This window comes from Streptomyces sp. Tek67B01 (assembly GCF_055231995.1).
Map to the genome: position 1 here is coordinate 213,642 of NZ_JBUYUY010000001.1, position 25,344 is coordinate 238,985.

Below are 25,344 nucleotides of genomic sequence, written 5' to 3' on the forward strand. Positions count from 1 at the left end.
TCGCAGCCACCACTGACAATCGATCCGGACGGCACATGGGGGTCCGCACGGCCATGGCCCCTCCGTTGATGTCAGCCGCTCTCACCGAGCAGGTCCGCGCCGTGGTGGGCGCGCCCGCGGCAATGGCCCCGGGCGTCGGTCGGTCAGAGCATGGGCGGCGTGACCCTGAACGCGGTATCCAACCGGGGATCCGGCCACGACGACCGGCGTTCCGCCGACGCCCCCCAGACCACCCGGCCCGATGGGTAAACGACCTCGACCAGGGACCGGCGCCGCCGCACAGGCTCGCCCCCGCCCCTGGGCCGACTCGCCAGTCGCGGGACCCGCCCGGGAAGCCGACTTCAAGACGGAGTGGCCTCGAACGCACACTGCCGCTCCCGCACCTCACCGGCCCGCCCGCCCGCCCGCCCGGGGGATTCGATGCGGCCCACGAACTCCTCGACGAACACCGCCAAGTGAGGTGGGAGTTCACCGGTCCGGGTGGCGTAGAACCAGGTGCGGGTCAGCGGCTTCGCGTCGAACTGCACCAGGGCGAGGCCGTGTGAGGCCACGTACGGGGCGGCCACCCAGTTGGGCAGAACCGTCACGCCTTGGCCGCCCGCCACCATCTCGATGACCAGGTCGGTCGCCGCGGCCATCGTGATGATCCGGCCGGGTCGGGCGCCGGCGGGGATCGGCAGTGGCAACGACGGGATGCGCTTTTGATCGTAGGAGTCGTAGAGGACGAGGTCGGCCCCGTCGAAGTCGCGGGCGGTCAGGTGCCGGCGCCCGGCCCAAGGGTGGCCGTTGGGCACCACGGCCGGCATCTCGTCGTCGAAGAGCCAGGTCAACGACACCCGGTTCATCTGTACCTCGGGGTTGGCGACGAGCGCGACGTCGACCAGGCGGCGAGGAGCCCCGGGACGGGCGCGTCGTCGGCGACGGTCTCGATGCTCATCCCGTGGCCGCCGGTGCAGTCCGACGTGCGCGCCGTCAGGGCGGAGCCAGTCGAAGAGCCGCTCCTCCAAGGAGCCACAGAGAGGGACGGCTCCATGGGCGGTCCGCCCGCGCAACTGGCGGGACCGCGCACCGCGATGCGCACGGACGCCTCGCGCATGCCCACGGAAGAGCTCCGGCGTCTGCGAGGGACGGATACGGGCCCAGCTCCCGGCGGAGGGCACGGAGAAGGGACCGTACCGGCGGGGTTCGAGGGTGGCCAGCGGGGAATGCCGGGAGTCACCGGGTCACGGATCAGCACAACGGCCGCCGCAACGGCTCCCGTCATAGCCGCTGCGGCCGCCACGAACACGTCCGTGAGGGCCGGTCGCCCGCTACGGTCTTTCGAAGGCTTGGAGCACGCCGCCGATCGAGAAGCACAGGGCGCCGGTGAGCGTCCCCAGGTTGGCGATGTCGGCGTTGACCAGGCTTCCGGTGGCGGGACGGGTGAATGCGGCCAGCGCCGAGACCATGAAGAGGACCGACCCGAGCTGGTTCACCGCGACGACCCACCAGCCGAGGCTGCGCGAGCGGACGCAGGGCCGGCGGCGATGGCAGATCTCCAGGAACGCGAGATGCCCCGACAACAGGAAGAGCAGGCACCCGACCACGTCGGGGGTCCAGATCAGCCGGTTGGTCTGTTGGACGGTCAGTCCCTGGAGGAAGGAGTTGAGCAGGTTGACTCCGAAGACGAGCGTCCCGACGAACAGGACGAACGTGCTGAGCCAGTCCGAGCGCATCGGCTCGTATCCCCACCACCTCCAACGAGCGGTGGCCAGTGGACCTCCGCCCGGCGTGTGGCGGGGCGCGTTCAGCACCTGCAACAGCGAGGTGTAGCCGCCGGTGTTGAAGAACAGGCCGCCCACGAAGTAGATCGAGGCGCTCTCCAGCGCGTCCGCCGAACCGAACTGGTCCACGGCCGCACCCAGGGCGAAGAGAGAACCGCCGATGACGAACGCTCCCGAGGCGATGCCGTTGAGCCTGCGGAGGCGGCCGAGGGCCTCGGCGCCGGCACGACGGGACGTGCGGGCCGCATCCCCCGGGCCCCGTACCGACAGCACCCCGCGCCTGCGCGCGAGGCGCGAGTCCCACACCACCGTTTCCCCTCCGGGGCGGTGCCACGTCAGCCGGGTGGTGAAGGGTCCTGCGCCTTCGGCGCGCTGCTCGGTCTGTCCCACGGCCCGAGCCTAGTCCGGCGTGCGGTGCCCGCCGGTCAGTGAAACGAACCGGCCCGCCGTGAGGCTCCGCCTTCTGGGCCTCTCCCCCCTGGTGGCCGCTACCGCCGGCGCGGCGGCGGGCCAACTCGTCGGGTAACCAAGGACAGCGGCCTGGTGTCCGGCGAAGGTGCGCGAGCCGCGCCATTCGTGCAGGGGCGTCACCGTAGCCGACGGCTTGCCGGAGCCCGGCACGGCGAATTCGGCCTCGGACTCTGCCTCGCCTCCGGCGGCCGCCCCGGCCGCCCAGGACAGGGGCCACGCCCTGACCACCCGAGTGCCCCGATCCGGCGCGCAGGACGCCGACGCTCGACGGCTGAGTACGGCCGCCGCCGCTGCCGTGGGCACCGAACGCAGAGCTCGTGGCCGGAACAGCATTACGGCTGCTGCCTTCGGGCAGCGCGGGTCCGGTTGGGCGGTGGCGAGGGGCCTCAGGGAACGGTGGAGCGGCGAACCGACATCGCAACCCAAGCACGGCCAGCCCGGAGGGCAGGGCAGCAACCGACTACCCCACACCTTCGCGGTGACCGCACCCGGTGGAGGCCGACGACGCCGACGAGCGGCTCCTCGCAATGCCGCGCCGACCCGTCCTGCCCTCCGACGCCCCTCGTAGAGGGCCGATGTCTCCTCCGGAGGCGAGCGGTGGCGGTGGCGGTGGCGGCCAGGTCAGTTGACGGAAGCGCGGGCCGCGGGAAGAACGCTGTCGAGGCACGCCTCGGCGGCCGGCTCTGCCTGCTTCACGGGGGCCGGCTCCGATCGCGTATCCGCTGAGTCAAGACGGAACATGGCCGTCTCGTCCGGGGTGCCGGGGGCCGCCTGGTAGACCACCATGCGCTGACCACCCGTCCTGGCCAGTTGCATGACCTCGTAGGTCAGGGTCATCGGGCCGACCTTCGGATGCCGGAAGGACTTCTGCCCGCCGCCGCGTTCGCAGACATCGTACCGCTCCCAGAGGCGCGCGAAGTCCGTTGACTTCAGAACCAGTTCACCGACCAGCGCGGTCAGCTCGGGGTCGTCCGGATCGGCTCCGGCCACCGCCCGCAGGTGCGCCACCGAGAGTGCGACCGTCTCCTCCCACGGCTCGTAGAGCGTCCGGCCGACCGGGTGGAGGAAGAGGTAGCGGGTCAGGTTGCGCTGTTCCTGCGGCCAGTCCCAGAGTCCGGGCAGCAGTCGCCGGCCGGGCGCGTTCCCCGCCAGAATGCGGTTGTAGCGGCTCACCACGTAGGCGGGGAGCGGACGCAGCGACTCCAGCATCCGCAGCACCGAGGCACGGACGGTGTGATCGGAGGAGGCGGGCAGTTCACCGATCCGGCCGGAGGCCAGCTCCACGAGCTCGTGGAGGCGCTCGTACGCGTCCCCGCGCAGGCGCAGGGCGCGGCCGAGGGCGTCCACGACGGTGGGAGAAGGGTTGGTCTCCCGGCCGCGCTCGAGGCGGATGTAGTAGTCGACGCTCACCCCGGCCAGCGCGGCCAGTTCTTCCCTGCGGAGACCGGGGGTACGGCGCAGTCCCGCACCGACTGGGAGGCCGACGTCCTCCGGACGAATCTGTGCCCTGCGTGCCTTCAGATATCTGCCGAGTTCGGTGCCCCGCACGTCTGCTGCTGCCATTCGACCCATTGTGGCAGGTGGACCGGGGAGGTGGGGGGTCCTGTCAGGACCTGGAACGCCGCACCCCGGGAACAACCCGGTCTGCCAGGTACCCGGGCGAGGGCGGAGAGTTGGCACCGCAGCGGGCGGCCCGGCCGCCGGGGCCCAGGGAGTGCAAGGCACAGGACCGCGGCCCCGGCAGGCCGACGCCGTCCGCCCTTTCCCCAAAGTCTTCCCTGCCGTCAAGTCATCGAGTCACAGCGGAGTTCGCCATGCGGTCCGGTCCCGTCCTTCCCACGCCCCCGTCCACCGCGCCCGTCCGGGACCACGGTCGGCGGTCATCGGCGTCCACGCTCAGGCGGCGCCCGCACCACCCGTCCCGACCGGCGGCGCCACCCGCCGACGCGCCCACCGCCCCGCGACGCAGCGGCGTCGCGTTGGTCGCTTCGCTACTCGGCTTCACGGTGATCACCATCGACGTCTCTGCCGTGAACATCGCCCTGCCCGCGATCGGCACGTCCCTCAGGGGCGGGATGACCGGACTGCAGTGGGTGGTCGACGCGTACACCCTCATGTTCGCGGCCCTGATGCTGTCCGCCGGCGCCCTCGCCGACCGGGCCGGCGCCCGCCGCGCCTACGCCTGGGGCGTGGCCCTGTTCACCCTCGCGTCCTTCGGCTGTGCGCTGGCGCCGGGCATCGGCGTGCTGATCGGCGCGCGCGTGGCGCAGGGCGCCGCCGCCGCGGTCGTGATGCCCGCCTCGCTGGCTCTGGTCCGGCAGGCGTACGAGGACGCCCGGGAGCGTGCCCGCGCCATCGCGTTGTGGACCGTCGGTGGCTCGGTGGCCATGGCCGCGGGTCCTGTGTTGGGCGGTCTGCTCACCGAGTCGGCCGGCTGGCGGGCGGTCTTCCTGCTCAATCTCCCGGTGGGCGCGGTGATCCTGGGCCTTCTGGTCCGGTTGCCCCGCTCCGCGCGTCGGCCCGCCGCGGTGGACGGCGGCGGCCAGCTCACCGCCGTGCTGGCCCTGGCCGGGTTGGCCTTCGCGGTGATCGAGGGCGGCCACCTGGGCTGGACCAGCGGACCCGTGCTTGCCGCAGCCGCGGTCGCCGTCGCCTCGGGGTGCGCCTTCCGCATGGTGGAGGCCCGGCATCATCAGCCCATGGTCCCGCTGGGGATGCTGAGGGACCGCAGGGTGGGCGTCCCGCTCGCGGTCGGTTTCGCCGTCAATGCCGCCTTCTACGGCGGGATCTTCCTGCTGGGGCTGTACTACCAGCAGCTGCGCGGGATGTCGGGCATCGAGGCCGGGCTGATGTTCGTCCCGATGTCCGCGGTGGTGACGGCGACCAACCTGGTGTCGCCGCGGCTGGCGGAGCGAACCGGGCGCCGGCCGGTGATCGTCGCCGGCCAGTTGATCTTCACCGTGGCGATGCTGGCCATGCTCCCGCTGGGCGCCCACACCCCTGTGTGGCTGGTACTGGTCCTGCTGGTGCCGCTGAGCGTCGGCGGAGCGCTCACGGTGCCCGCGTTGACCGCACTGTTGATGGACGCCGTCCCGGGAGAACGCGCGGGGACCGCGTCCGGGCTGCTCAACTCGTTCCGTCAGACCGGCGGCGCGCTCGCGGTCGCCCTCTTCGGGGGTCTGCTCTCCGCACCCGGCGAAGGGTTCTCCCTCCCGGGCATGCGCATCGGCCTCCTCACCGTCGCAGTCCTCCTCGTCACCACCGCCGCTCTGTCCCGCCTCCTCCTCCCCCGTCGCTGAACTCCCTCGTCCGGATCTCTCAGGCCACCTGCGGAGCCACGGTTGCACGAAGCGACCTCGTTGCCCCGCCCCCTGCAACCGTCAACCGCCTGGGGGTGGGGGCGTCGCAACACCGCCGCCGGGCCGTCAGGAGCACCGTGCCGGCGAGAGCTCGTGCCCGGTTGTTCCGAGGACGTGTCAGCAACAGGCCGACCTGCTGGTGATGCGCCTCCGGCGGGCAGCGCGAGGGTGATGGACGGCCCCATGGCCCCGCCGGCGGGCGTGGGGTGCGGCGACGGCTCGGACGGTGTCCGTCAGAGTTTCGCCTCGGCCGGGTCGGCGTCGACACCGACGGTGCGCCCAACCACGTCGCGGTCACACGGGGCTCCGCGGCGTGCCAACGTGCGGAACGCGAGCTTGCCCCCATCGGCGACCTCCGTCCCGCATCCGGCCTCCCGGGCGGAACCGGTCGGAAGCACCGCGCCGGCGATCAGGGGATGCGCGGCGACCGGCTGGGAGCGGTGCGCGCTTCGATGACGAGCTTTCCGCGCACGTGTCCGCCAGTGGAGGTAGCATAGGCCTGGTCCATGGCAGTCAGCGGGTAGGTGGTCGTCTCCGCTACGCGCAGGGCTCCGGTGGAGGCGAGCCGGGCCACTTCGGCCATGTCCTCGTCCGTGGCCCGGTAGTTGAAGTTGACGGCGCGTACGCCCGCCTCGGCGAGTGCGTCGGGGTCGGCGGCGAAGACGGTGCTGGCGAGACGCCCGCCCTCGCGCAGCAGTTGGGCGATCCTCCCGGCCACCACCTCGCGGCTTTCGACCAGGTCCAGCACGGCGTCAATGCCTTCGGGATGCGTGGAACGTACCGCGTCGGCGACGTCCGTGGTGTGGTAGTCGACGACCTCTGCCGCGCCGAGCTGTCGGGCGTAGTCGCGGTCCTCGCCCGCGGCGACCGCGATCACGTGGACGCCGCGGGCGGCGGCCAACTGCGTCGCGTACGAGCCGACCCCGCCGGTCGCACCCACCAGCAGGAGCGTCTCGCCTTCCCGCAGGCCGAACCAGCGGATAAGGGCAAGGGCGGTCCCCCCGGTCATCGGAAGCGCCGCTGCCGCGACCGGGTCCAGCCCCTCGGGGCGGACGGCGAGGGCGGCGATGTCGGGCGATGCGGTCATGTACTGGGCGAAGGAACCGTACGGGTGCGCGGCCGCCGTGCCGGGACGGCGCATTCCGAACACCTCCTGTCCCACCTCGAACCCCGCCCCCTCACCGACGGCACTCACGCGGCCAGCGACATCGAAGCCGAGGGTGAGCGGGAACGGGAACTCCGCGCCCTGGCCGGCGAAGGCTCCTCCCGCCAGCTTCCAGTCGATCGGGTTAACCGATGCGGCACGGACCTCGATCTGCACCTCTCCCGGACCCGGCTCGGGCACCGGCAGGTCCCTCAGGGTGGGGGTCTGACCGAAGGAGTCGATCGCGAAGGCGTGCATGGCGCTCCTTTCCGGCGTTCACGACGGTCGCCGCTCGCTCAGCTCGGCCCGTTCGCCGCGGGCTGTCGGCAGGGCTCCAGTACGGCGTTGATTTCCACGTCGACGGTGGTGACGGTGAGGCCGAGGATGTGCTCGGCGGCGTGCAGGACGGCTTGGCGTACTGCTTCGGCTCGTTCCGGCAGTGGTTTGTCGAGCATGGCCGCGACGGTGACGGCGACGACGTGGCCGGCGTGGCCACCTTTGGAGGTGGTGAGTCGACAGCCGGCGGTACGGGCGCCGGGAACGGTGTCGGCCGCCCGGTGCAGCTCTCTCTCGGCGGCGCTCTCGGCGGTGCGCGGATTGCGGCGGAGGTCATTGAACAGGAGCGCGGTGCCAAGCCTCATCTCGGCGCGGACCGCGTTGATGACCCGGTTGGTCAGATTGCGCCCGCCGGGTTGTTCCTCGGCGCGCAGGGAGCGAGTGGCGCGGTCCAGGGCTGTCAGTCCCTCGATTGCTTCACGGCAGTAGGGACAGCGGCTGCTGTGCGGGTCTGCTGGGCCGCCGGGCATGCGGACCTGTTCCCAGGTGCGGCTCAGGGAGCGTCCGCAGGGTAGGAACTGAGCGCCGGCAAGGAGCACGACGCCGGTGCGCGAAGGTGCGCCTTCGTGTGGGTCGGCCGGGGTCGGATGCGGGTCGTCTAGCGCCATGGGCGCATCGCCTCGCCCGCCCGCGCCGCTAGTACGGTGTCACGCAAGTCGCCCACAGCGGTCTGGCCTGGGGAAACGTCGTCGGTTCTCGGTGACGCCGGCTGCGGTGGGAGAGCGTCGGCACGTGAGGGGGAAAGGCTGGTCCGGTTGCGCATCCGCCGCTCGCTTTCTGCCGAAGACGGTCGTCGCGGCATGCGTACGCACTCTTCGATGATATGCGGTCTGCCTCGTACGAGCGGCGTGAGGAATGTCCGCGGCATGCGTCAAAAGGGTGAGGCGTCCAATCGGCGCCCGGATGGACACCACTGGGGAGGTTCCCATGTCGGACACCATCGACCCCGCGGGCGGGACCGCGGGCACCTCGCGCCCGGCCGACAGCGCACTGACGGGGCAGGCCGGTGCTGACACCGCGCCCGAGACGCGGGGCCGGACGACCATCGCCGACAGCGTGGTCGAAAAGATCGCGGGTATGGCCACGCGCGAGGTGCCGGGCATCCACAGCCTCGGCTCCGGCATGTCCCGCACGCTCGGGGCGGTCACGGACAAGGTTCCAGGCGGCCGTCCCAGCGTGAGCCGCGGCGTGAAGGTCGAGGTAGGCGAGCGACAGGCCGCCGTCGATCTCGACGTCGTCGTGGAGTACGGCGTCGCCATCGTGGACATCGCAGCCGATGTCCGTGCAAGTGTCATCACGGCTGTGGAACGCATGACCGGCCTTGAAGTCGTCGAGGTGAACATCGCCGTCGACGACGTCCACCTGCCCGATGAAGAGAACGACGAGGAAACCGCCGGTCGCGTGCGGTGACCCCCTCGGCCGAAAGTTCAGGTGAGTGAGATGAACGCAGCAACCGTGGGCCTGTTTGCCGGTATGGCCTTGGGCTACGCCGCCTATTTCGGCGGATTCTGGGCGTTCCTGCTCGTGGCGTTCCTCGGCCTACTGGGCCTGATCGTCGGCCGCATGCTGCAGGGTGACCTCGAACTGTCCGACTTCACCCGCTCCCGGGGCCGGCAGTGACCACGCAGTCCGACCCCGCCCACGCCGGGGCGGCGGCCCCCACCCGGCCGGCGGTACTGCCGCCGGCGGAGCGTGGCGCCACGGTCATCCCGGAGAAGGTGGTGGCCCGCATCGCGGCCCGCGCCGCGAAGGAGGCGCTGGCCACGCACTCGGGCACCTCGGCCGCCCACGCGGACCTGGCCACTCCGCACGCCTCCGCGACAGTACGCAGCGGCTCCGCACGACTCAGGCTGACCGTGGACCTGCCGTACCCGACGGATCTCGGCACCACCTCCCGCCAAGTGCAGGACTACATCAGCGAGCGGGTGGCGCACCTCACCGGTATGCGCGTCACAGAAGTCACCCTGGCCATCGAACACCTGGTGGCCGCCGACGACCGCGAACACCGGCGCGTGCAGTGAACCGGACCGCATTGCCCGGGGGAAGGAGAGTCGGCTATGGAACGCGACAAAGAATCGGCGACGGCGACGGGGCAGCCCGCCGCTACCGACGAGGTCACCGCCCGCACCGTGGAGCAACCGGCCCCCCGGCCTCCGGCCGAGAACTGGCCCACGCCCCGCCCCTGGTCCGCCCGCCGGATACCCGCCGCGCTCACGGCCCTGCTGATCGGGGCCGCGGCAGCCACCCTCCTGTTCGACGTCATCAAGGTCCGCGCCGGCCGGACCGCCGCGGCTTGGCGACACGCCTTGCCTACGAACTGGCCAATCGACCACTGGATGACGTCTGGATACGGGTCGGTGCCGCCGTCGTGGCCCTCCTCGGTCTCTGGATGCTCGTCATGGCACTCACCCACGGTCTGCGCCACAAGCTGCCCTTGAAGACCCCCGACGCGCGGACGCACGCCGTGCTGGACCGCGAATCCGCAGAGGTCCTGCTTCGGGATGCCGCGATGCACGTCCCCGGTGTCAGTGCCGTCAGGGTCCGGATCCACCACAAGCGCGTCGGGATGCGCGCGGACGTGCGGTACCGGGACCCCGCCGACGTAAAGGCCGATCTCTTGGCCGCCCTGCCGGCGGAAGTCGACCGGCTGGCCCTCGCACGTCGCACCCGGCTCGCCGTGAAGGTGCGTTCACGCCGCAAGTAGCGCGCATCTGCGCATGCCTGCCACGGAGCGAGAGACAGGGATGGAATCCCATGAAGAGGAAGTCCGCGATCAACCGAGTCCTGCTGGCGTTGGCAGGCATCGTCCTGCTCGGCACCGGCCTTCTGATACTGACAGGCAGCTTCGACCTCTACCGGCGCACGGACGTGACGCCGCCCGACGGCTGGCCCCTGTCCGCTCCGCACGGTGTCCTGCTCAAGGCGGCCGACCGCACGCGCTGGGTGAACGAGGGATGGTGGTGGCCGTCGGTCATCGCCTTCCTGGTCATCGTCACCCTGCTCGCCCTGTGGTGGCTGCTGTCGCAACTGCGCCGAACGCGTCCCAGCGCCATTCCCGTCGGCGCGGACCCGGCCCTGGACGGAGTGGAACTGCGCGAGGGCGCCCTCGGCGACGCACTGACAGCCGACGCCCGGCACCTGCCCGGCGTCCAACAGGCGCGTGCGCGGATGACCGGCTCGTCCCGCCGTCCCGAAGCACACTTCGACCTCGCCCTCACCCGCGACACCGATCCCGGCTCGATCCTGCAGGCACTGTGCAACGGACCGCTGGCCCGCGCCCGCCGGTCCACCGGCCGGGCCCTGCAGGCAGAGGCGAGGCTACGGGTCGTGCCGCACAAGGCCCAACGCGCCGTATAGGGCTCATGCGGCGCGGCTCCCGAAGGCACCGCTTGCCGTGCCGGCATGCAGGCCGAGGCCGGGGCCGAAGACCGCGGGACTCGGCGGGACTTCGGGGCCGGAGTAGTTCTCGCGCAGCAGGCGAGGCCCTGGGCAGCCGCATATCCAAGGCGGCGCCGTGCAGCGACGGAAGCCATCAGCGTCGCGATGTTCGTCGACCGCGCACAGCGGGTTCTCGGTGAAGGCAGCCACACCGACCAGGAACAGCCGGCGCCCAGGGTGCGGGCGTAGCCGCCGATCAACCATCGCGGTCGGACGGAATCGGCACCGTGGGACTTCTCAGGGCGTGGTGAACTCCGCGACGGCTTCGAGCACCGCCTCCGGCGTCTCCAACTGCGGGAGGTGTCCCGTGTCGGAGAGCGGCCGGAAGACGGCGCCGGGGATGGCGGCTGCGTACGCCTGGCCGTAGCCCAGCGGGGCGATGCGGTCGGCGGCGCCCCACGCGACAAGCGTGGGTACACGGGTCGCCGCGAGCCGACCGGCCAGCGTCGGGTCGGTCATCTCCCGGCCCGCGTACGCCGACAGCGTCTCGCGGTTGGCGGCCATCATGGCGCGCTGGGCCTCCGTGAACCGGTCTGCCGCGGCGAGCGGGGAACGGGCCGGGTCATGGAAGGAGAGCTCGGCCACCTCGTCGGGGCGGAGCGCGAAGAAGTCGGCGAGCGGGTGGCTCGGCACGGTGATCCCTACGCCGTTGAGGATGACGGAGGCGACGATCCGCCCCTCGTCCAGCAGGCCCATCTCGGCGGCGATCCAGCCGCCGATCGAGTTGCCCACCACGGTGATCCCTGTCAGCGCGCGCGTTGTCAGCAGCGCGGTGTACGCGGCGGCCAGCGCTCGGATGTCGTCCAAGGCGGCGGGGCGCGGGGTGTCGTCGAAGCCGGGATGGGTGGGGAGCAGTACCCGGGCGGAGTGACGCTCTGCCAGTAGTGCGGCGAACGGTCGCATGGAGGCGGGCCCGGCGCCGCCGTGCAGCAGCAGGACGGGACGGCCGGAACCGATCTCCTCGAGGGTGAACGGGACGGTGGTGGTGGCGTTCATGGAGTCTCCCCTGGGGTGGCTGCGGCCGACCGCAGCCTTCATCAACATGTTTATATAAGCAACCTTAGATCACCAGCCTGGGTTTGCGCTAGCCTGAATCCGTGACTTGGACCCCTCAGCAGGTCGCGCTCGCGGTGAAGCGCCTCCAGAACCGCCACCACCGCGCGCTGACCGCCGCACTCGCCCCGCTCGGCGTCTCCCTGGCGCAGTGGGACACCCTCCGCCACCTGCACGCTCACCCGGGCGCCTCGCTGCACGACCTGGCTCAGCTCACCTTCCAGACCGACCAGGCCTTCGGCACCCTGGCCGCCCGGATGGCGGCCCGGGGCCTCATCGAACGTGTTCCTGGCCCCGGACGGGCGATCCGGCACGCCCTCACCCCGCACGGCGAAGAGGTCCGACAGGAGGGCGATCGCCGGGTCGCCGCCGAGGTGAAGCGCTCACTCGCCCCCCTCGAACAGGCCCAACTCGACCAGCTCGGCGCGCTGCTGGAGCAGGTACTCGCGGCCGGGGAGGGATGAGGACCGGCCCCGCGAAGCCGGCTCCCGCTCGGCACCCGTAACGGCAAGATCGTGTTAAGAGTGCCATGGTTCGGACATCTCATCCGCTCCGCAGTATGGGCTGGGTGACGACCGGCCCCGCGCGGACCAGGCCCCGGGCAAATCGACCACCTCAGTGACGGCACAATGCGTTCATGAGTCACGACTACAGACCCGGTGACGTGTTGTTGTTGGAATGCCCGTTCACGGAAACAGCCGTCACCGGGGTCACGCGCTACCACGTGTCCGTGCGGTGCCCGTGGCTCGAAGTGGACCCGCAGGCTGAGCACATCAGGTGGAACGGCCAGAGGGCGCTTCCAACACCCGCGGCCCGTGAGGGGGAGATCTTCCGAACGGAACCGGCGGAGACCGCACTGAAGCCGGGCGATACCTGCCTGGTGGGTATTCCCGCGACCGTGGTGCACGTCCAGGCGGTCCACCGCTTCGATCCGCCCATGGTCACCGGCATGCTGCCCCGGCCCGCGTCCTACCTCGAGGTGCTGCAGCAAGGTGAGACGTACGATCCCTCCCTTGAGGAGCAGGGCTACACCATCGATCCGGCCGGCGGCGAACCGATACGCATCGAGCTGTTCTTCCGTCCGTACGCCTTCCTCGAACTGGGTGATGAGGTTGCTGACCGGAACGGGCGTGCTTGGCGGTTCGATGCCGCCTGGGACTGGCACCCCTTCCACAGTGAGCACTCGGGTACTCCGACTTGGCCGCTGACGTTGCTCTTCCGCCATGGTGAGCCGACACCGAAAGAAGCCGAAGAAGTCGCCCGGGCAACAACGGTCGGCAGTCACGCGGACGAACTGGAGCGGTGGAGCGGACTCACTCACGCGCGACCTGCTACCCAGCAGCAGTAGCCTCGCGGGACTCTGCTTGCTGGGCTGCGACAGGACGCTCGAGAACAGGATCCAGGCAGGTGAGCGCCCGTCAACCTCCCGGGTACGGCGGTACGGAGGGCAGCGGGGCGTGCGACCGGCGGACGGGGGTGCCGTCGGGACCGTTGGCGAGCCATCGCCTAGGGGCACCAGTTCGTACGGGTTGCTCACCTCGACGGAAATCTCGCCGCTGAGCGAGCCAGTGCGCACGTCGATCAGGTGGTAACGGAACCACTCCTCCTCGTCCTGGTCCTCACCGCCCAGTATGACGACGGCCAGGTCTGGGGTCAGGTAGCCGCCGCTCCATTCCACGACCCGGTGGGGTGGCTGTGGAAGGCGACATCCGCCTGCCCGTGGTCGACGGTCATGAACTGCTGTCCGTCCGACGCCAGGTCGATCAGGCAGCGGTCCCACCACGGGTACGTCACGAACTTCACCTCACTGGGTGCACGTGGTGGCCAGCGCCATGCCCGACTGTCTCCAGTTCCCGGCGGACAAGGACCGCCCCGCTATCTGCGTCGTGCACGACCCACTGGCCTGCGCCCCCACGTCCCGCCATCTCGTCCGGCCGGTAGACCCATATGGCGCTTTGGCCCACCGCCGTCTCGACGTCCTATCGGCTCTCATCCGCGACCACCGCGCGTTCACCACCGAGCCGCCCCAACCCGATCTCACCTCGGCATACCGCCCTTGCGACCGTGCGCTTCATAGGACCTCTTGGCCACACCTGGTCTTCCCAGGCCGGGCGGTCGCGATCAATGAGCCCAGGGGAGTCGGAGGGCCTCAAGTTCCGTGTCGTTCAGGAGAGCCTCGACGAGCGGGGCCGGCCCCGCCACCTTGGTGGCCCAGAGGTCGTAGTCCGTGCAGAGAACCCAGGACCGGTCTTGGGCCCACAGGTTGGAGGGGGTCCAACCGCCCTCCTCCGGGTGGTCGTACAGAGCCTTGGCATCGGCGAGCGTGCCGGCCCCAACGTGCAGGTTGTCGAAGTCCTCAGCCCCCTGGAACAGCGGGTTGTAGTAGGCCAGGCAGCGGGTCCCCGCACCCTGCGGGCTGTGTTCGGTGAGGATGTCGACCAGGCGGTTCCAATCGGTCCCGGTCCAGGCTGCCCTCGGACGGCCCGGCGATGCCCACTGGCCGGCCGTTGGGCTCCCGGAGCGAGGGGAAGGAGCAGTAGCAGGGCAGCCGCCCCTCGGGCGCTACAGGATCACCGGTCCGCCGCTACAGCTCCGCCCAGCGCAGCCGATACCATCGGGGGCCGCGGGGCTCCCCCGACGTCCCCCCGCACACGTCCGCGGGGTCGAGGCCCGGGATGATCTCGGGCCCGCCGCCATTCAGCACGGCTCGTTGATGTGCGACATAGGACATGTCGGTGGGCTTGAGTTCGTATTCGTACATGGAGTGGAGAACCCAGGCTGCGTCGGGCAGTGCCGGCGGCATGAAGCCGGTGAGCCCGTCATCGTCGGCCAGCTCTCGCAGCCAATCAGTCTCTCCAGCTGCGGAGTCTCGTTCATCCGTTCAGGATCTCACCCGCCGCCGCGGCGAGCGCCGGAACCGCTTCCCGGCTTGCACCACGTTCCCGGCGTCCTTGACAAACCTGATCGGCAATCAGTCACACCAGCTGGTGACAAGCAGCCTGCCTATGTGACTACTACCGAGCTTCGGCTCATCCTCGAAGCCCGTCACCGGGCGCCCCCGTCGAAAGCAGCAGTCGAACTCCATGTGGTCGGCGTCCGTGACTCCACGGGCAGCCTCTGCGCGCGGCCGCCGCCGCACTTGAGGAGGAGTGGGGTCCGGCGGCCGGCGCGGCGGCGCGTCGGTCAGACCGCCGACGCGGGACCGCCCGGGCTGTACCTACGAGCGGAGTCCTGGTCAGCCGACCTGGTCACCATGCGGCGATGGCCGGCGCGTCGAGTTCGTGCCGCCGCCAGACTTCGTTGAGGCGCGCGAGCCGGACCGCTGCACCGATGCCGTGCAGGGACGCGACCTTGCCGTCACGGACCTCGAACGCCATGGCACCCACCAGCCGGTCGTCGACAACGGCGAGGACGGCCGGGGAGCCGTTGACCAGTGCGAAATGGAACGCGGGTGCGCCGCCTGCCAGCCGCCGCTTCGCCGGCGTCGGCTTGAAGCCGGCCCGCACGTGGGAGGCGACCTGCTCGGGCGTCTTGTACCGCAACAGCCGCTTGGCCGGCCCGGCACCGTCCGTGGACGTCCAGCCGGCCGATATGGCGGGGCAGTCGGGCCGTGGTCAGATGGTGACCGGGCCGTGGGCGGTGGCGAACTCGACCGAGACCAGGCCCGGTTCCTCATCCTCGACCCAGGTGACGTCGATCTGGTCGAGGGGGTGATCGGCCGGTTCGCCGAGGAATTCGGCGATGGAGGCGGCGTCGCCGGCGATGGAGACTCCGTGGATGGTGGTCGAGGTGCGCGGGTCGGCGCTCGGGCGTTCCTCGATGGGGACCAGCCACTGAAGGAAATAGGGTAGTTGCGGGTCCTCCAGCAGTTCCAGCAGGCCGATCTGCTTCCACCGCAGGTCGAACCCGTCGGGGCGGACGCGGTGGCCGTCGGCCGAGGTGCGGCCAAGGCGCGCCTCGACCGGGGCGATGTCGTCGACGGAGACCACCCAACCGAGCCAGCCGCCGCCCTCGGCGGCGCGGCGCGCGACCGCTTGGCTGAAGGGTGCGCGGTCGGCGGCGGGGTGGTCGAGTGTGGTGACGACCTCGACGTAAGTGCCGCCGCTCAGCGGGAGAATGAAATTGCGGGTGCCGAATCGCGGGTGCACGCCCCCGTCGATGAACCCGGCGCCGAGGGCCGATCCGAGCCACTGGACGGTCGAGACGAAGCTGTCGCGGGCCACCGCATAGGACACGTGATCAAGTCGCACTGCGGCATCATCACCCGATAACCCGCACAAATCCCGACGCCACGCCCGCCACCCCGGCCACGTCCCCCGTGGATTCAGCCGTGGAGCGGAACGATCGACTTCATCCCAGCGGGGCAGCGGGCTGCCGCAGCGGGGCTGAGCCCCGCATCGCTCTCCAGCGCCGCACCTGTCGAGTAGCCAGAATCCGGCGGTGTCCTGCGGCCGGCGCGCCCGAGTCAGGGCGCGGTGGCTTCCCAAGCCGCCTCGATCATCCGGAAGACCTCGTCCACCGTGGCCTCGGGATCGTCCGCCCCACAGGCCAGCGCGTAGGCGTCGATGGCGAACCGCGCGGTCGCCCTGCAGGCCGTCGCACTCCGGGACAGGCGGGGGTCGGCGGCCATCGCCGCTGCCAGCGCTTGCGCGTGACGCAGACTCATCGACTCCTCGTACTCCCGCAGGGCGGATGAACCCTGGATCATGCGGCGGACTGGGGCACTGCCCTCCGCCGTGCAGTGGCGTACCAGGGCCCGGACTTCGCGCTGCAGCGCCGGGATGAGCGGCTCGTGCGGCGCCCGGTCGGTCACCGCCCGCGTGAGGCGCTGCTCGAAGTCCTGGTCACGTTCGAACACCAGGGCTTCCTTCGAGACGAAGTGGGCGAAGACGGTGGTGACGGCCACGTCCGCCTCGGCCGCGACGTCACGGATGCCCACGGCGTCGTACCCGCGGTCCAGGAAGAGGCGCAGTGCGGTGTCAGCGATTTTCTGGCGGGTCGCGGCCTTCTTGCGTTCACGGCGTCCGGACGGCTCGATCATGCCCTGACACTACCAGGTATGAATCCCTGACCGTTGTGAAACCATAACGGTTAGGGTTACTGTCGAGCGCATGAGGAAAATCAGCTTCGCCGAGTTCGGCGGTCCCGAGGTCCTGCAACTGGTGGAAGCCGAGGAGCCCCACGCGGGTCCCGGCCGGATACGCATCGCTGTGCGGGCGGCGGGTGTCAACCCCGTCGACTGGAGGATTCGGGAGGGCCAGGTACTTGGAGCCCATCCGGTCGAACTGCCCGCCGGGGTCGGCCTGGACGCCGCCGGAGTGGTGGATGAGGTCGGCGAGGGCGTGGAGGGGATCGAGGTCGGTGACCGCGTGTTCGGCGAAGGCGCCGAAACCTACGCCGAGTTCGCCGTGCTGACGGCCTGGGCCCGGATGCCCGAGGGGCTGGCCTTCGAGGAGGCGGCCGGGTACCCGTCGGTAGTGGAGACCGCCCTGCGCATCATCGGCGAGGTCGGCGTGCAGCCCAGGCAGAACCTGCTGGTCAGCGGTGCGTCCGGCGGTGTCGGCTCGGCGGTGCTACAGATCGCCCGTGCGCGCGGCATCCAGGTGATCGGCACGGCCGGGGCTGCGAACCAGGACTACCTGCGCGCCATGGGCGCCCTCGCCACGACGTACGACGAGGGCTGGGTCGCACGGGTTCGGCAACTGGGCCGTGTCGACGCGGCCCTGGACCTGGCCGGCTCTGGCGTCATCGGTGAACTCGTCGAGTTGACCGGGGACCCGCGCAAGGTCGTTTCCATCGCCGACCTCGATGCGCCACGGCTGGGCGTCCGTTTCTCCGGCGTGGCCGGGAGCGTAGCGGACGCGCTCGCCGAGGCCGTCGACCTCATTACCCGCGGCAGGCTCCACATCCCCGTCGAAAAGTCGTACTCGCTCACCCAGGCGGCAGCTGCGCACACCGACAGCCGCGCCGGCCACACCCGGGGGCGCCGGGTCTTGGTCATCTGAGCCGCGGGACGCCCGGCGCCCGGTCGTCTTGACGACCATGAACGTCCACTTCGTGCCGATGCGGTCCAACAACTGCCGCGTCGGGCAGTGGGGATCGAACAGATCGCCGCGTGCCCCGCGACCGGTGGCCCGGGCTCCTCGGATGGTCACCTCGTTGCGTGGTCACCAATGGTAACCACTCGGAGAGGCGCCGTCATGCCCGTCACCACCGCGCCCGCGCACCACCTGCGCCGCATCGCGACGCACGGGGGTGCAGCTCAACGTCGCAATCGCCGGGGAGGGGCCTGCGGTTCTCCTGCTGCACGGCTTCCCCCACACCTGGGAGCTCTGGAGCGGCATCATGGGCCGAATGGCCGGGCAGTACCTTCGGCTCCAGCAGCTTCCTCGCCTCGCCGTGTCCCCTCTTGGTGAGCAGCCATACCTGTCGCTGTCTTCCTGGATCGACTCGATCCTCACCAGGTCGTGGTCTGACAAATCCAGGAGGAGGGTTACGCCCGACCAGCTGTGGAAGCTGACCCGCCAGGACAACCAGCACGACAAGCTCGCACGGGACCTCCGGCACCACCGACGTCCAGTGTGGTCAGGCGATCTGCTTTGGCCGGCTCAGGTCGAGTGCGATGTGCGGGGCGAGCGCATGCAGGAAGTTGGGGGCGTCGAAGATCTCGCCGGCGGAGGCGACGCCAGTGGTCTGGATGCGGCCGGTCAGGACACGCTCAAGTGCCTCGGCGACAAGGGGCGCGGTGACAGCGTAGATGTCCTGGCCGCCGGCCGTGGCCCGGCGTTCGGCGCCGCCCGAGCGCACGACGGCGTCGACGAGGAAGGTCTGGTCCGAGCGCCCGCTCTCGTCGGCGGGGCTCGGGGCCGGTGTGTGGGGGGCGGCGATGTCGCGGACCGCCTCGGCGGTCATGTAGGTGGTCACGTCAGGGATGGACAGGTGCTGGGGGACGGTGACGACGTCCGCCATCGTGAACTCCCCGATGACCTGCCGGGGACCCATCGGAGCCGGGAAGGTCCACTCGAGGGTGGGCGCCTGGTCAGTGCGGTGCTCCCATCGTCCGCCTCGGTAACGCAGCCGGTGGTCGCCGCGCCGCTCGCGCGACACCGCGCCCGAGAGCCGGGTGCCGGCGGTGGGGTGCCAGCTGCTGAGCGCGTAGGCGATGTGAGCCTCGTCGGCTTCGGTCCAGTCGCCCATCGCCGCAGTGACCAGCAGGTCACCAAGACCGCCGAAGAAGGCCATGGCCGGAACGATCACCGCTCCCGCGTCCCGGGCCCGCTCGCGGTAGTGGGCGAAGGTGTCGAGATTCGCCTCGAGCTCTGCGGCCACGTCCAGGTACGGGATCCCCGTGCGCAGCGCGGACTCGATGACGGGGCCGGTGGTCGAGGCGAAAGGTCCGGCGCAGTTGATGACCGCCACCGTTCCCGCCAGAGCCCGGTCCAGCGAAGCCGGGTCCTCGACCGACGCCACCCGGGCCTCAAACCCGTGCTCGCCGGCCAGCTTCTCCAAAGCCTGCGCGTTGCGCCCCGACGCCACCGGGACGAACCCACGCGCGGCCAGCTCCGCGACCACGAACCGCCCCGTGTGACCGTACGCACCGAAGACCGCCACCAGCTGGCCTGACCCCATGAGACTGCTCCCTTGCACTCGAATGCCCGCTGCGATGCCGATCCGCTGCGGCCTGACACGCCCATCCTGTCCTCGCGGCAGCACCTGCACGAGCGTCGGAAACGACATGCCACGTACAGTTTCGGACATGCCCACCGTCGCACTGGCCATCACCGATGGCATGCTCCACTACGAACTGTCCGTGGCCATGGAGATCTTCGGCTCCGACCTCACCCACATCGTCGACCCCTGGTACACGTTCTCCCTCTGCGGGAACGACCCCGTTCGTGTCGACCGCTTCCGCCTTGAACCCGATCACGGACTCGACCACCTCACGCACGCGGACACGGTGATCGTCCCCGGCTGGGCCGACACGGACCGCGAACCGCCCCGCGAACTGGTCGAGGCGGTGCGCGCCGCCCATGCGGCCGGTGCCCGCGTAGCCTCACTGTGCACGGGCGCCTTCGTTCTGGGCGCGGCAGGACTGCTCGACGGCCGGCGCGCCACCACTCACTGGGCTCACACCCGGGAATTGGCTCGGCGCCACCCAGCGGCCACCGTCGATCCGGACGTCCTCTACGTCGACAACGGCGACGTCCTCACCTCCGCGGGCAAGGCCGCCGCCATGGACCTGTGCCTGCACCTCGTCCGCCTCGACCATGGCTCGGCCAACGCCAACAAGATCGCCCGGCGTCTGGTCATCCCACCCCACCGCGACGGCGGGCAGGCCCAGTTCATCGCCACTCCCCTGCCCGCCCCCGGCAACCACCCCCTGAGCGAACTCTTCCCCTGGGCATTGGAGCGACTGGACCAACCACTCACCGTGGAGGACCTGGCCCGACAGGCCCGCATGAGCTCACGCCACCTCAGCCGGCACTTCAAACACCTCACCGGCACCACACCCCTGAAGTGGCTCCACACCCAACGCATCCGCCACGCCCAGGAACTGCTGGAGACCACCAACACCACGGTGGACACCATCGCCGCGGCCACCGGCATGGGCACCGCAACCACCCTGCGCCGCCACTTCCACCGCAGCGTCGGAGTTCCACCCGACACCTACCGCCGCACCTTCCGCCCCTAAGAACTCCTATCGCAACGATTTCAGGCGTCGCCGACAGATGAGTGCGCATTCGAGGGTGAGGACGGCTTCGTGGATGTCGTTGCGGATCTCCCAGCGGATCCGCAGGCGACGGAACCAGTGGAGGTGGGCGAAGGCCCGCTCGACGAGCCACCGTTGAGTGCCCAGGCCCGAGCCGTGCTCGGTGCCGCGTCTGGCGATCCGCGGTGTCACGCCCCTCCCTCGCCCGGGTGCGGCCCGCTCCCCGCCCCTCGCGGGCGGGGGGGCGCGGTTGGTACGCCTACACCGCTCCTCCGAGTCGCTGGTAGAGGACGTGCCGGGACCGTCGGGCACGGGTGACGAGCCCGGCCCGGTGGAGGATTTGCAGGTGGTAGGAGACGGTGGCCGGACTCAGGTAGAGCCGCTGGGCGATCTCCGTCGTGGAACGCGGTTGGCTCAGTTCGGCCAGGAGCTTTCGCCGCATCGCCCCGATCAGTGGGTGGTCCTGGGCGGGTGGAAGACAGTCGATCTGTGCGGCGGGGTAGACGATGAGCGGAGTGCGCGGCGCAGGTGTCCCGGGCGGTTCCCCGGCGCAGAAGAGGGCCCGGTCGACGAAGACGCTCGGCGTGAGGATCACCGCTTCCGCGTCCAGCGTCAGCCGGTGGATGCTGTCCGTGCGGAGGTGGACGAGCAGTTCGCCGCCGCGCCATTCCAGGTTCGGGGCCAGTCGGTTGAGGGCCTCGGCGAGCCCGTACTGGGTGATCTCGGAGGCCCGGGCGGTGACGTCGGCTTCCAGTCGGGCCCGGATGGCCGGCCACGAGGGCTTCAGTGCCGCGTTCCAGAACCGCGCCATCTCGTCGGCGAGTCGGCGGGCGAAGTGGTCCTCCCCGCGGTCGAGGGCCTGCAGGAGCTGCCGCGGCACAGGGTGGCCGGAACCGGGGTCCCAGGCGTGGCCTTTGACGGCCCCGGCCAGCTCATAGCGGATCCGTTCCCGCGGGGTCGTCGCGATCTGGTGCAGCGCGGTGTCGATGTCGGTCAGGAAGGCCGGGGGTTCCGGCCGCAGGAAGTCCGGGGCGTAACCGAGGGGGCCTCCCCCGCCGACCACGGCCAGCAGCCCGAGCCGGTGCCGGGTCAGCGCGTCCGTGGCCCTGGTCCGCCAGGGCGGGGTCAGGGTGCCTGGGCTGAAGCCGACGAGGCGGAGCAGGTCCTTGGCCGAGCCCATCGGTGAGACCGCGAACCTCACGCCCCCCAGCCCCCGGGCTCCCAGGCGGATCCGGATCACACGCGTTCCCCCTTCGCCAGTCCCTTCGAAAGAAATCGAATCATTCGACCGGTCAATCGGGGTGGCCTTTCCTGGATTCACCGTACAGACCGGCCCCGAAAGGAATCCAAGATCCATGATCGTTCACAAGAAGCTGGCCGCCATCGCGACTGCCGTGACAGCCCTCACCGTCGGTGCCTCAGGCGCGGCATCCGCCCAGGCCGCCGAGCCCGCCGCCCACCACGTGGCCTGGGAGCAGGGCCAGGCGCCCGGCGCCCGGGCGGGCTCCCTCACCGCGGGCATCTACGTCCGGATCTACAGCCTGTACCGGGCGACCCCGGGCCAGTGCCTGGACGCCGACGCCACCGCCGGCGGGAACGGCACCAAGGTCCAGGTGTGGGGGTGCAACGGCACCACCCAGCAGGAGTGGCTGCTGTCCACCGACGGCAGCCTGCGGAGCGTGCGGTTCCCGGGCATGTGCCTGGACGCCGACACCAACGGCGGCGGCACCAACGGCACCCGGGTGCAGCTGTGGCAGTGCAATGGCACCACCCAGCAGCAGTGGTACCACCCCTCCGGTGACCTGGCCATCTACAACGTCCGCTTCAACAACGGCAACAACACCGTGCTGGACCGCGACACCAACGTCCCCGGCAACGGCGCCCGGGCCCAGCTGTGGGGCAAGAACTTCCAGTCCCAGCAGTGGTGGGACATCCGGACCGCGTGACGCCTCCGACGCCGTCGGCGCCGGCGCCGGTGCCCGGTGCCCGGTGAACAGCACGTCTCGACAAGGAGGGAACACGCATGAACGCAGCGGCACGTACCCGGAGGAAGTTCAGGGCGGGGGCCGTGGGGCTCGCCGCCGCGATCGCGTTCGCGGCGGGGATGACGCCGGCCTCGGCGTCGGCACCGACCGCGATCGCGTCCCCCTCGCTCAAGGACGGGGAGATCGTGGAGCTCTGGAACTACAACAGCCAGCACTGCCTGTCGGTCGGCGCCGGGAGCACGGCGGGCGGAGCCGGGATCATCCAGTGGTCCTGTCACGGCGGCGCCGAGCAGTACTGGGGCCTCTACCCCATGCCGAACTCCGGCGGCGGCTACGAGGTCGTGAACAAGAACAGCGGCAAGTGCCTGGCCGATCCGGCGAGTTCGCCGAACGCCGGCGTCCAACTGATCCAGTACGGCTGCGACGAGGGGGCGGAGCAGACCTGGTACTTCGACCGGAACCCGGACACGGGCTTCGCCCAGATGTGGAACCGGGCGAGCGGCCTGTGCGCCGCGGTCGGCGCCTCTAGCACGACGCCGGGCGCCCCGGTCGTCCAGTGGTCCTGCTACGGCGGCGCCGAGCAGCGGTGGACGACCTCCGCCTGACCGCCGACCGGCCGGCCACAGGCGGCCGTTGACCGCCGTCTCGCGGCTTCTTCCTCACGAAGCCCCGAGACGACTGCCTGGGTCGGCCCCTCGCCCTCCCCGGGCGAGGGGCCGACCCAGGCCTCCTGCCGGCGGCCGAGCCGCCGCCAGCAGGTCTGGCCGGAGCCGAAGCCCAGCTCCAGCTGCAGCCAGGTCATGCCGGTGTACAGCACGAACAGGATCCCCTGCAGGCGCAGCCGGTCGTCCACCGGACATCCCGGTGCCTGCGGACCATGTCCGCAACCGACGAGCTCTGCGGTGAAGGCGACGCGTAGGACAACCTCCCGGCAGAGGGCTGAAGCCAGGCTGGGACTTCTCGCATTCAGGCGCGGTGCAGGGGGACGACGTCCGAGACGTCGTCCCCCTGCTGCTGCCCGGGGGCAGCGACGGCGCAGTGGACGTGGCCAGCTCGCGTCGGAGCCTTGGCGGCGGCGCCGCAGCAGCAGCCACGGCAGACGGTGACGGTGCACCGGGTGTCGCAGGCCGCCCCGGAGGGGGTGGTTGTTCGGTCGCGTCGGGTGCGCTTGCTCACTTGGTGTCCTTGGAGAGGGGGTTCAGTCCAGGCGCGTTCGCGCAGCAGGCGCAGGCCGTTGAGGTCGACGATGACGGTGGAGCCTTCGTGGCCGGCGACGCCGAGTGGCAGGGGGGAGTGCCGATCAGGTCCCAGGCCACGAGGACGGTGATGAAGCTCCCGGCGATGACGAGGTTCTGGATCACCAGGCGGCGGGACCTGCGTGCCAGGTACATCCTGGCACGCCTCCAGGAAGGAGCCTGCTCGGTGAGCGACCTCGCCGAAGCGGTCGGAATGGAAGCCTCCGCCTGCTCTCACCAGCTGCGGCTGCTGCGCAACCTCGGACTGGTCACCGGAGAACGACACGGCCGCTCGATCATCTACGCCCTCTACGACAACCACGTCGCCGAACTCCTCGACCAGGCCCTCTACCACGTGGAACACCTGCGCATGGGCGTCCGCGACTCCCCCGCGGCCCTACCCGAACCCGCAAGCGCCGACTGAGATCCATCGACCGCCCGAGGGCCGGCAAGCAAGTCGAAGACGCGCGCCGAGCACGCCGTTTCGCCACACACCCGCGGCTGGGGTAGGCGGGCGTCGGGGGGGGGGGACCCAGCCACATCGGCCGACAGGCCCACTCCAGCTGTCGATCAGACGGCCGCTGCGCCGCTGGGCGCGGCCCACAGGCGGAACCCCCGCGCGTGGGGGGCTCCGCGTTGCCGAAGCCGCGTCGCACGAGTTTCACAACAGCGCCCGTCGGTCGACGCGTGCCGCAGCGCCGGCCACCTCAGCGCGGCTGGCGCCGTGGCCGGCCGCCTGGGTGGTGCCGCAAGCTGCCGGCCGTGGCATGGGCAGGGCGTCAGGCCCCTGCGGCGGTGACGATAGCGTCGGTGGCGAAGCCGAGGAGCAGGCCGGCCAGGATGCCCCAGGTCGTGAGTTCCTTCAGTGCGGCCTTGCGGGCGACGGCCAGGAGTTCGATGACGACGTACAGGATGGAGCCGGCGGCAAGCCCCAGGAAGGATATGGACAGCGTGTCGTTGACGAGGTGCTGTCCGACCAGGGTGCCCGCGAAGGTGGGACCGCCTCCGATCAGGCCGAGCAGGCCGAGTGTGGTCCAGGAGGGTCGTTCACCCTCGGCGGCCAGCGGGGCGACGATGCCGAAGCCCTCCGTGGCGTTGTGCAGGCCGAAGCCGACGATCAGCAAAACCGCCAGGGAGATCTCACCCCGGGCAGCCGAGTTGCCGATGGCGAGGCCCTCGGCGAAGTTGTGCAGTCCGATGCCGGTGGCGATCATCAAGGCCAGTTCGCCGGCGTGGGAACGGGCTCGGGGAGCCAGTTCCGCGGTGCTCGCCGCCCCCGGGCCGGCGGGCAAGTCGCCGCCCGTGCGGCGGCGGCGAGCGGTGGCCCAGCGGTCGTAGTAGACGAGGCCGGCCAGGCCGGCCGTGAGCCCGGCCGCCAAGACCAGGCCGCCGATCAGGGCCGTGCCCCAGTGGTGCTCGCTCAACGCCCCGTCGACCGGCTCCCAGGCGTGGGCCAGCACGTCCCAGACGAGGAAGATCAAGATTCCGACGGCCACCGCGTTCAGCACGGCTTTCAGCCGAGGGGCCGGCTTGCGCAGGCGACCGATCGGCAGGCCCAGGTAGATGGTGAAGCCGGCGATCGCGCCGAGCAGGGCGATCTGAGAACTGGACACGAAGTCTCCCGGGGGACGCGGGGCGGCGGACAACGCGAGACAGTAGGACAAGTAAGGCTGACCTAACAACCTTCGAGTCGTCAGGTCTCGGAGTCGTATCGACCGGATGACACTTGCGACGCCCAAACGCCCAAGGAAGGCACCAATCGCCCTACCGGACGAGCTTCCGCACCACGCAGCCCCTCTTCCCTGCCTGACCGCAAAGCCTCGACGCAGGCGCCCGGCGCGCTCCGCCCC

At 70.8% G+C, this 25,344-nt stretch carries 25 protein-coding genes and 7 pseudogenes; 14 read left to right on the plus strand and 18 right to left on the minus strand.

What is annotated here, in order from left to right:
* Window positions 1-341: 341 nt before the first annotated feature.
* From ACV7NM_RS01080 to ACV7NM_RS01090, 3 genes are all read right to left on the minus strand, one after another.
* A complete protein-coding gene (locus ACV7NM_RS01080) occupies window positions 342-1,160 on the minus strand; it encodes a LysR substrate-binding domain-containing protein (protein WP_463408408.1) in 819 nt (272 codons plus the stop codon).
* 150 nt (window positions 1,161-1,310) lie between these two features.
* On the minus strand, window positions 1,311-2,153 hold the full coding sequence (locus ACV7NM_RS01085) for a hypothetical protein (RefSeq protein ID WP_463408409.1): 843 nt from the start codon (window positions 2,151-2,153) through the stop codon (window positions 1,311-1,313).
* Window positions 2,154-2,855: 702 nt separating this feature from the next.
* Window positions 2,856-3,797 (minus strand): helix-turn-helix domain-containing protein, encoded by a 942-nt coding sequence (locus ACV7NM_RS01090; protein WP_463408410.1) that lies wholly within the window; start codon window positions 3,795-3,797, stop codon window positions 2,856-2,858.
* Between the two features lie 416 nt (window positions 3,798-4,213).
* Between ACV7NM_RS01090 and ACV7NM_RS01095 the strand changes: the two genes are divergently transcribed.
* The gene (locus tag ACV7NM_RS01095) at window positions 4,214-5,533 is read left to right on the plus strand and encodes an MFS transporter (protein WP_463408411.1); all 1,320 of its coding nucleotides are present in this window, start codon (window positions 4,214-4,216) and stop codon (window positions 5,531-5,533) included.
* Between the two features lie 469 nt (window positions 5,534-6,002).
* Here the strand turns inward: ACV7NM_RS01095 and ACV7NM_RS01100 are convergent, their stop codons facing one another.
* Entirely contained in the window at window positions 6,003-6,995 is a 993-nt protein-coding gene (locus ACV7NM_RS01100) for an NADP-dependent oxidoreductase (protein WP_463408412.1), read from the minus strand.
* A 38-nt stretch (window positions 6,996-7,033) separates the two neighbouring features.
* Window positions 7,034-7,543, minus strand: a complete 510-nt coding sequence (locus ACV7NM_RS01105; protein WP_463408413.1) for an Asp23/Gls24 family envelope stress response protein — start codon at window positions 7,541-7,543, stop codon at window positions 7,034-7,036.
* Between the two features lie 457 nt (window positions 7,544-8,000).
* On the opposite strand from ACV7NM_RS01105, the gene ACV7NM_RS01110 reads away from it, so the two are divergent.
* The 5 genes from ACV7NM_RS01110 (at window position 8,001) to ACV7NM_RS01130 (ending at window position 10,430) form a co-directional block, all read left to right on the plus strand.
* On the plus strand, window positions 8,001-8,483 hold the full coding sequence (locus ACV7NM_RS01110) for an Asp23/Gls24 family envelope stress response protein (RefSeq protein ID WP_463408414.1): 483 nt from the start codon (window positions 8,001-8,003) through the stop codon (window positions 8,481-8,483).
* A gap of 30 nt (window positions 8,484-8,513) precedes the next feature.
* Window positions 8,514-8,693 carry a hypothetical protein gene (locus tag ACV7NM_RS01115; protein WP_463408415.1) on the plus strand — a complete coding sequence of 60 codons (180 nt, stop codon included), beginning with the start codon at window positions 8,514-8,516 and terminating at the stop codon, window positions 8,691-8,693.
* Window positions 8,690-9,094: an Asp23/Gls24 family envelope stress response protein gene (locus tag ACV7NM_RS01120; protein ID WP_463408416.1), complete on the plus strand. Its 405-nt coding sequence runs from the start codon at window positions 8,690-8,692 to the stop codon at window positions 9,092-9,094. The genes ACV7NM_RS01115 and ACV7NM_RS01120 overlap by 4 nt, the downstream gene beginning before the upstream one ends.
* 272 nt (window positions 9,095-9,366) lie before the next feature.
* Window positions 9,367-9,777: a DUF6286 domain-containing protein gene (locus tag ACV7NM_RS01125; RefSeq protein WP_463408417.1), complete on the plus strand. Its 411-nt coding sequence runs from the start codon at window positions 9,367-9,369 to the stop codon at window positions 9,775-9,777.
* A 50-nt stretch (window positions 9,778-9,827) separates the two neighbouring features.
* Window positions 9,828-10,430, plus strand: a complete 603-nt coding sequence (locus ACV7NM_RS01130) for an Asp23/Gls24 family envelope stress response protein (RefSeq protein WP_463408418.1) — start codon at window positions 9,828-9,830, stop codon at window positions 10,428-10,430.
* 318 nt (window positions 10,431-10,748) lie between these two features.
* Here ACV7NM_RS01130 and ACV7NM_RS01135 read toward each other — a convergent pair whose 3' ends face one another.
* On the minus strand, window positions 10,749-11,507 hold the full coding sequence (locus ACV7NM_RS01135) for an alpha/beta fold hydrolase (RefSeq protein WP_463408419.1): 759 nt from the start codon (window positions 11,505-11,507) through the stop codon (window positions 10,749-10,751).
* Window positions 11,508-11,608: 101 nt separating this feature from the next.
* On the opposite strand from ACV7NM_RS01135, the gene ACV7NM_RS01140 reads away from it, so the two are divergent.
* Together ACV7NM_RS01140 and ACV7NM_RS01145 are read left to right on the plus strand one after the other, a co-directional pair.
* Complete coding sequence (locus ACV7NM_RS01140; RefSeq protein ID WP_463408420.1) at window positions 11,609-12,028, plus strand: MarR family winged helix-turn-helix transcriptional regulator; 420 nt, start codon at window positions 11,609-11,611, stop codon at window positions 12,026-12,028.
* A gap of 173 nt (window positions 12,029-12,201) precedes the next feature.
* Window positions 12,202-12,912, plus strand: a complete 711-nt coding sequence (locus ACV7NM_RS01145) for a hypothetical protein (protein ID WP_463408421.1) — start codon at window positions 12,202-12,204, stop codon at window positions 12,910-12,912.
* Between the two features lie 70 nt (window positions 12,913-12,982).
* Here the strand turns inward: ACV7NM_RS01145 and ACV7NM_RS01150 are convergent.
* The 4 genes and pseudogenes from ACV7NM_RS01150 to ACV7NM_RS01165 form a co-directional block, all read right to left on the minus strand.
* Window positions 12,983-13,513, minus strand: a pseudogene (locus ACV7NM_RS01150) (hypothetical protein); the annotation flags it as partial.
* A gap of 1,299 nt (window positions 13,514-14,812) precedes the next feature.
* Window positions 14,813-15,136 (minus strand): annotated as a pseudogene (locus tag ACV7NM_RS01155) (RNA polymerase subunit sigma-70); the annotation flags it as partial.
* Window positions 15,137-15,178: 42 nt separating this feature from the next.
* Entirely contained in the window at window positions 15,179-15,814 is a 636-nt protein-coding gene (locus ACV7NM_RS01160; RefSeq protein WP_463408422.1) for a VOC family protein, read from the minus strand.
* 215 nt (window positions 15,815-16,029) lie between these two features.
* The gene (locus ACV7NM_RS01165; RefSeq protein ID WP_463408423.1) at window positions 16,030-16,605 is read right to left on the minus strand and encodes a TetR/AcrR family transcriptional regulator; all 576 of its coding nucleotides are present in this window, start codon (window positions 16,603-16,605) and stop codon (window positions 16,030-16,032) included.
* Between the two features lie 70 nt (window positions 16,606-16,675).
* On the opposite strand from ACV7NM_RS01165, the gene ACV7NM_RS01170 reads away from it, so the two are divergent.
* A complete protein-coding gene (locus ACV7NM_RS01170) occupies window positions 16,676-17,569 on the plus strand; it encodes an NADP-dependent oxidoreductase (protein WP_463408424.1) in 894 nt (297 codons plus the stop codon).
* Between the two features lie 27 nt (window positions 17,570-17,596).
* On the opposite strand, the pseudogene ACV7NM_RS01175 reads toward ACV7NM_RS01170, so the two are convergent.
* Window positions 17,597-17,719, minus strand: a pseudogene (locus tag ACV7NM_RS01175) (winged helix-turn-helix transcriptional regulator); the annotation flags it as partial.
* 45 nt (window positions 17,720-17,764) lie between these two features.
* Between ACV7NM_RS01175 and ACV7NM_RS01180 the strand changes: the two are divergent.
* Window positions 17,765-17,933, plus strand: a pseudogene (locus ACV7NM_RS01180) (alpha/beta hydrolase); the annotation flags it as partial.
* 216 nt (window positions 17,934-18,149) lie between these two features.
* Here ACV7NM_RS01180 and ACV7NM_RS01185 read toward each other — a convergent pair.
* A complete protein-coding gene (locus tag ACV7NM_RS01185) occupies window positions 18,150-19,193 on the minus strand; it encodes a saccharopine dehydrogenase family protein (RefSeq protein WP_463408425.1) in 1,044 nt (347 codons plus the stop codon).
* 127 nt (window positions 19,194-19,320) lie between these two features.
* Here ACV7NM_RS01185 and ACV7NM_RS01190 point away from each other — a divergent pair, with 127 nt between their 5' ends.
* Window positions 19,321-20,256: a helix-turn-helix domain-containing protein gene (locus ACV7NM_RS01190; RefSeq protein WP_463408426.1), complete on the plus strand. Its 936-nt coding sequence runs from the start codon at window positions 19,321-19,323 to the stop codon at window positions 20,254-20,256.
* Between the two features lie 6 nt (window positions 20,257-20,262).
* Here ACV7NM_RS01190 and ACV7NM_RS01195 read toward each other — a convergent pair.
* Both ACV7NM_RS01195 and ACV7NM_RS01200 read right to left on the minus strand, forming a co-directional pair.
* Window positions 20,263-20,478: pseudogene (locus ACV7NM_RS01195) on the minus strand (transposase); the annotation flags it as partial.
* Between the two features lie 55 nt (window positions 20,479-20,533).
* Window positions 20,534-21,514 (minus strand): ArsR/SmtB family transcription factor, encoded by a 981-nt coding sequence (locus ACV7NM_RS01200; protein ID WP_463408427.1) that lies wholly within the window; start codon window positions 21,512-21,514, stop codon window positions 20,534-20,536.
* 115 nt (window positions 21,515-21,629) lie between these two features.
* On the opposite strand from ACV7NM_RS01200, the gene ACV7NM_RS01205 reads away from it, so the two are divergent.
* Window positions 21,630-22,220, plus strand: a complete 591-nt coding sequence (locus ACV7NM_RS01205; RefSeq protein ID WP_463408428.1) for a ricin-type beta-trefoil lectin domain protein — start codon at window positions 21,630-21,632, stop codon at window positions 22,218-22,220.
* A 77-nt stretch (window positions 22,221-22,297) separates the two neighbouring features.
* A complete protein-coding gene (locus ACV7NM_RS01210; RefSeq protein ID WP_463408429.1) occupies window positions 22,298-22,864 on the plus strand; it encodes an RICIN domain-containing protein in 567 nt (188 codons plus the stop codon).
* Between the two features lie 113 nt (window positions 22,865-22,977).
* Here the strand turns inward: ACV7NM_RS01210 and ACV7NM_RS01215 are convergent.
* From ACV7NM_RS01215 to ACV7NM_RS01225, 3 genes and pseudogenes are all read right to left on the minus strand, one after another.
* Window positions 22,978-23,115: pseudogene (locus ACV7NM_RS01215) on the minus strand (transposase); the annotation flags it as partial.
* 110 nt (window positions 23,116-23,225) lie between these two features.
* On the minus strand, window positions 23,226-23,435 hold the full coding sequence (locus tag ACV7NM_RS01220) for a hypothetical protein (protein WP_463414153.1): 210 nt from the start codon (window positions 23,433-23,435) through the stop codon (window positions 23,226-23,228).
* A gap of 27 nt (window positions 23,436-23,462) precedes the next feature.
* Window positions 23,463-23,644: pseudogene (locus ACV7NM_RS01225) on the minus strand (hypothetical protein); the annotation flags it as partial.
* Here ACV7NM_RS01225 and ACV7NM_RS01230 point away from each other — a divergent pair.
* A complete protein-coding gene (locus tag ACV7NM_RS01230; protein WP_463408430.1) occupies window positions 23,586-23,918 on the plus strand; it encodes an ArsR/SmtB family transcription factor in 333 nt (110 codons plus the stop codon). The pseudogene ACV7NM_RS01225 and the gene ACV7NM_RS01230 overlap by 59 nt on opposite strands.
* 355 nt (window positions 23,919-24,273) lie before the next feature.
* Here the strand turns inward: ACV7NM_RS01230 and ACV7NM_RS01235 are convergent, their stop codons facing one another.
* Entirely contained in the window at window positions 24,274-25,107 is an 834-nt protein-coding gene (locus tag ACV7NM_RS01235) for a ZIP family metal transporter (RefSeq protein WP_463408431.1), read from the minus strand.
* Between the last annotated feature and the right edge of the window lie 237 nt (window positions 25,108-25,344).

Bases quoted from the DNA above. Each gene is read 5' to 3' on its own strand.
- ACV7NM_RS01090 (WP_463408410.1), bottom strand. From the start codon at position 3,797: ATGGCAGCAGCAGACGTGCGGGGCACCGAACTCGGCAGATATCTGAAG.
- ACV7NM_RS01100 (WP_463408412.1), bottom strand. From the start codon at position 6,995: ATGCACGCCTTCGCGATCGACTCCTTCGGTCAGACCCCCACCCTGAGG.
- ACV7NM_RS01105 (WP_463408413.1), bottom strand. From the start codon at position 7,543: ATGCCCGGCGGCCCAGCAGACCCGCACAGCAGCCGCTGTCCCTACTGC.
- ACV7NM_RS01110 (WP_463408414.1), top strand. From the start codon at position 8,001: ATGTCGGACACCATCGACCCCGCGGGCGGGACCGCGGGCACCTCGCGC.
- ACV7NM_RS01115 (WP_463408415.1), top strand. From the start codon at position 8,514: ATGAACGCAGCAACCGTGGGCCTGTTTGCCGGTATGGCCTTGGGCTAC.
- ACV7NM_RS01130 (WP_463408418.1), top strand. From the start codon at position 9,828: ATGAAGAGGAAGTCCGCGATCAACCGAGTCCTGCTGGCGTTGGCAGGC.
- ACV7NM_RS01135 (WP_463408419.1), bottom strand. From the start codon at position 11,507: ATGAACGCCACCACCACCGTCCCGTTCACCCTCGAGGAGATCGGTTCC.
- ACV7NM_RS01145 (WP_463408421.1), top strand. From the start codon at position 12,202: ATGAGTCACGACTACAGACCCGGTGACGTGTTGTTGTTGGAATGCCCG.
- ACV7NM_RS01165 (WP_463408423.1), bottom strand. From the start codon at position 16,605: ATGATCGAGCCGTCCGGACGCCGTGAACGCAAGAAGGCCGCGACCCGC.
- ACV7NM_RS01170 (WP_463408424.1), top strand. From the start codon at position 16,676: ATGAGGAAAATCAGCTTCGCCGAGTTCGGCGGTCCCGAGGTCCTGCAA.
- ACV7NM_RS01185 (WP_463408425.1), bottom strand. From the start codon at position 19,193: ATGGGGTCAGGCCAGCTGGTGGCGGTCTTCGGTGCGTACGGTCACACG.
- ACV7NM_RS01190 (WP_463408426.1), top strand. From the start codon at position 19,321: ATGCCCACCGTCGCACTGGCCATCACCGATGGCATGCTCCACTACGAA.
- ACV7NM_RS01205 (WP_463408428.1), top strand. From the start codon at position 21,630: ATGATCGTTCACAAGAAGCTGGCCGCCATCGCGACTGCCGTGACAGCC.
- ACV7NM_RS01210 (WP_463408429.1), top strand. From the start codon at position 22,298: ATGAACGCAGCGGCACGTACCCGGAGGAAGTTCAGGGCGGGGGCCGTG.
- ACV7NM_RS01230 (WP_463408430.1), top strand. From the start codon at position 23,586: ATGAAGCTCCCGGCGATGACGAGGTTCTGGATCACCAGGCGGCGGGAC.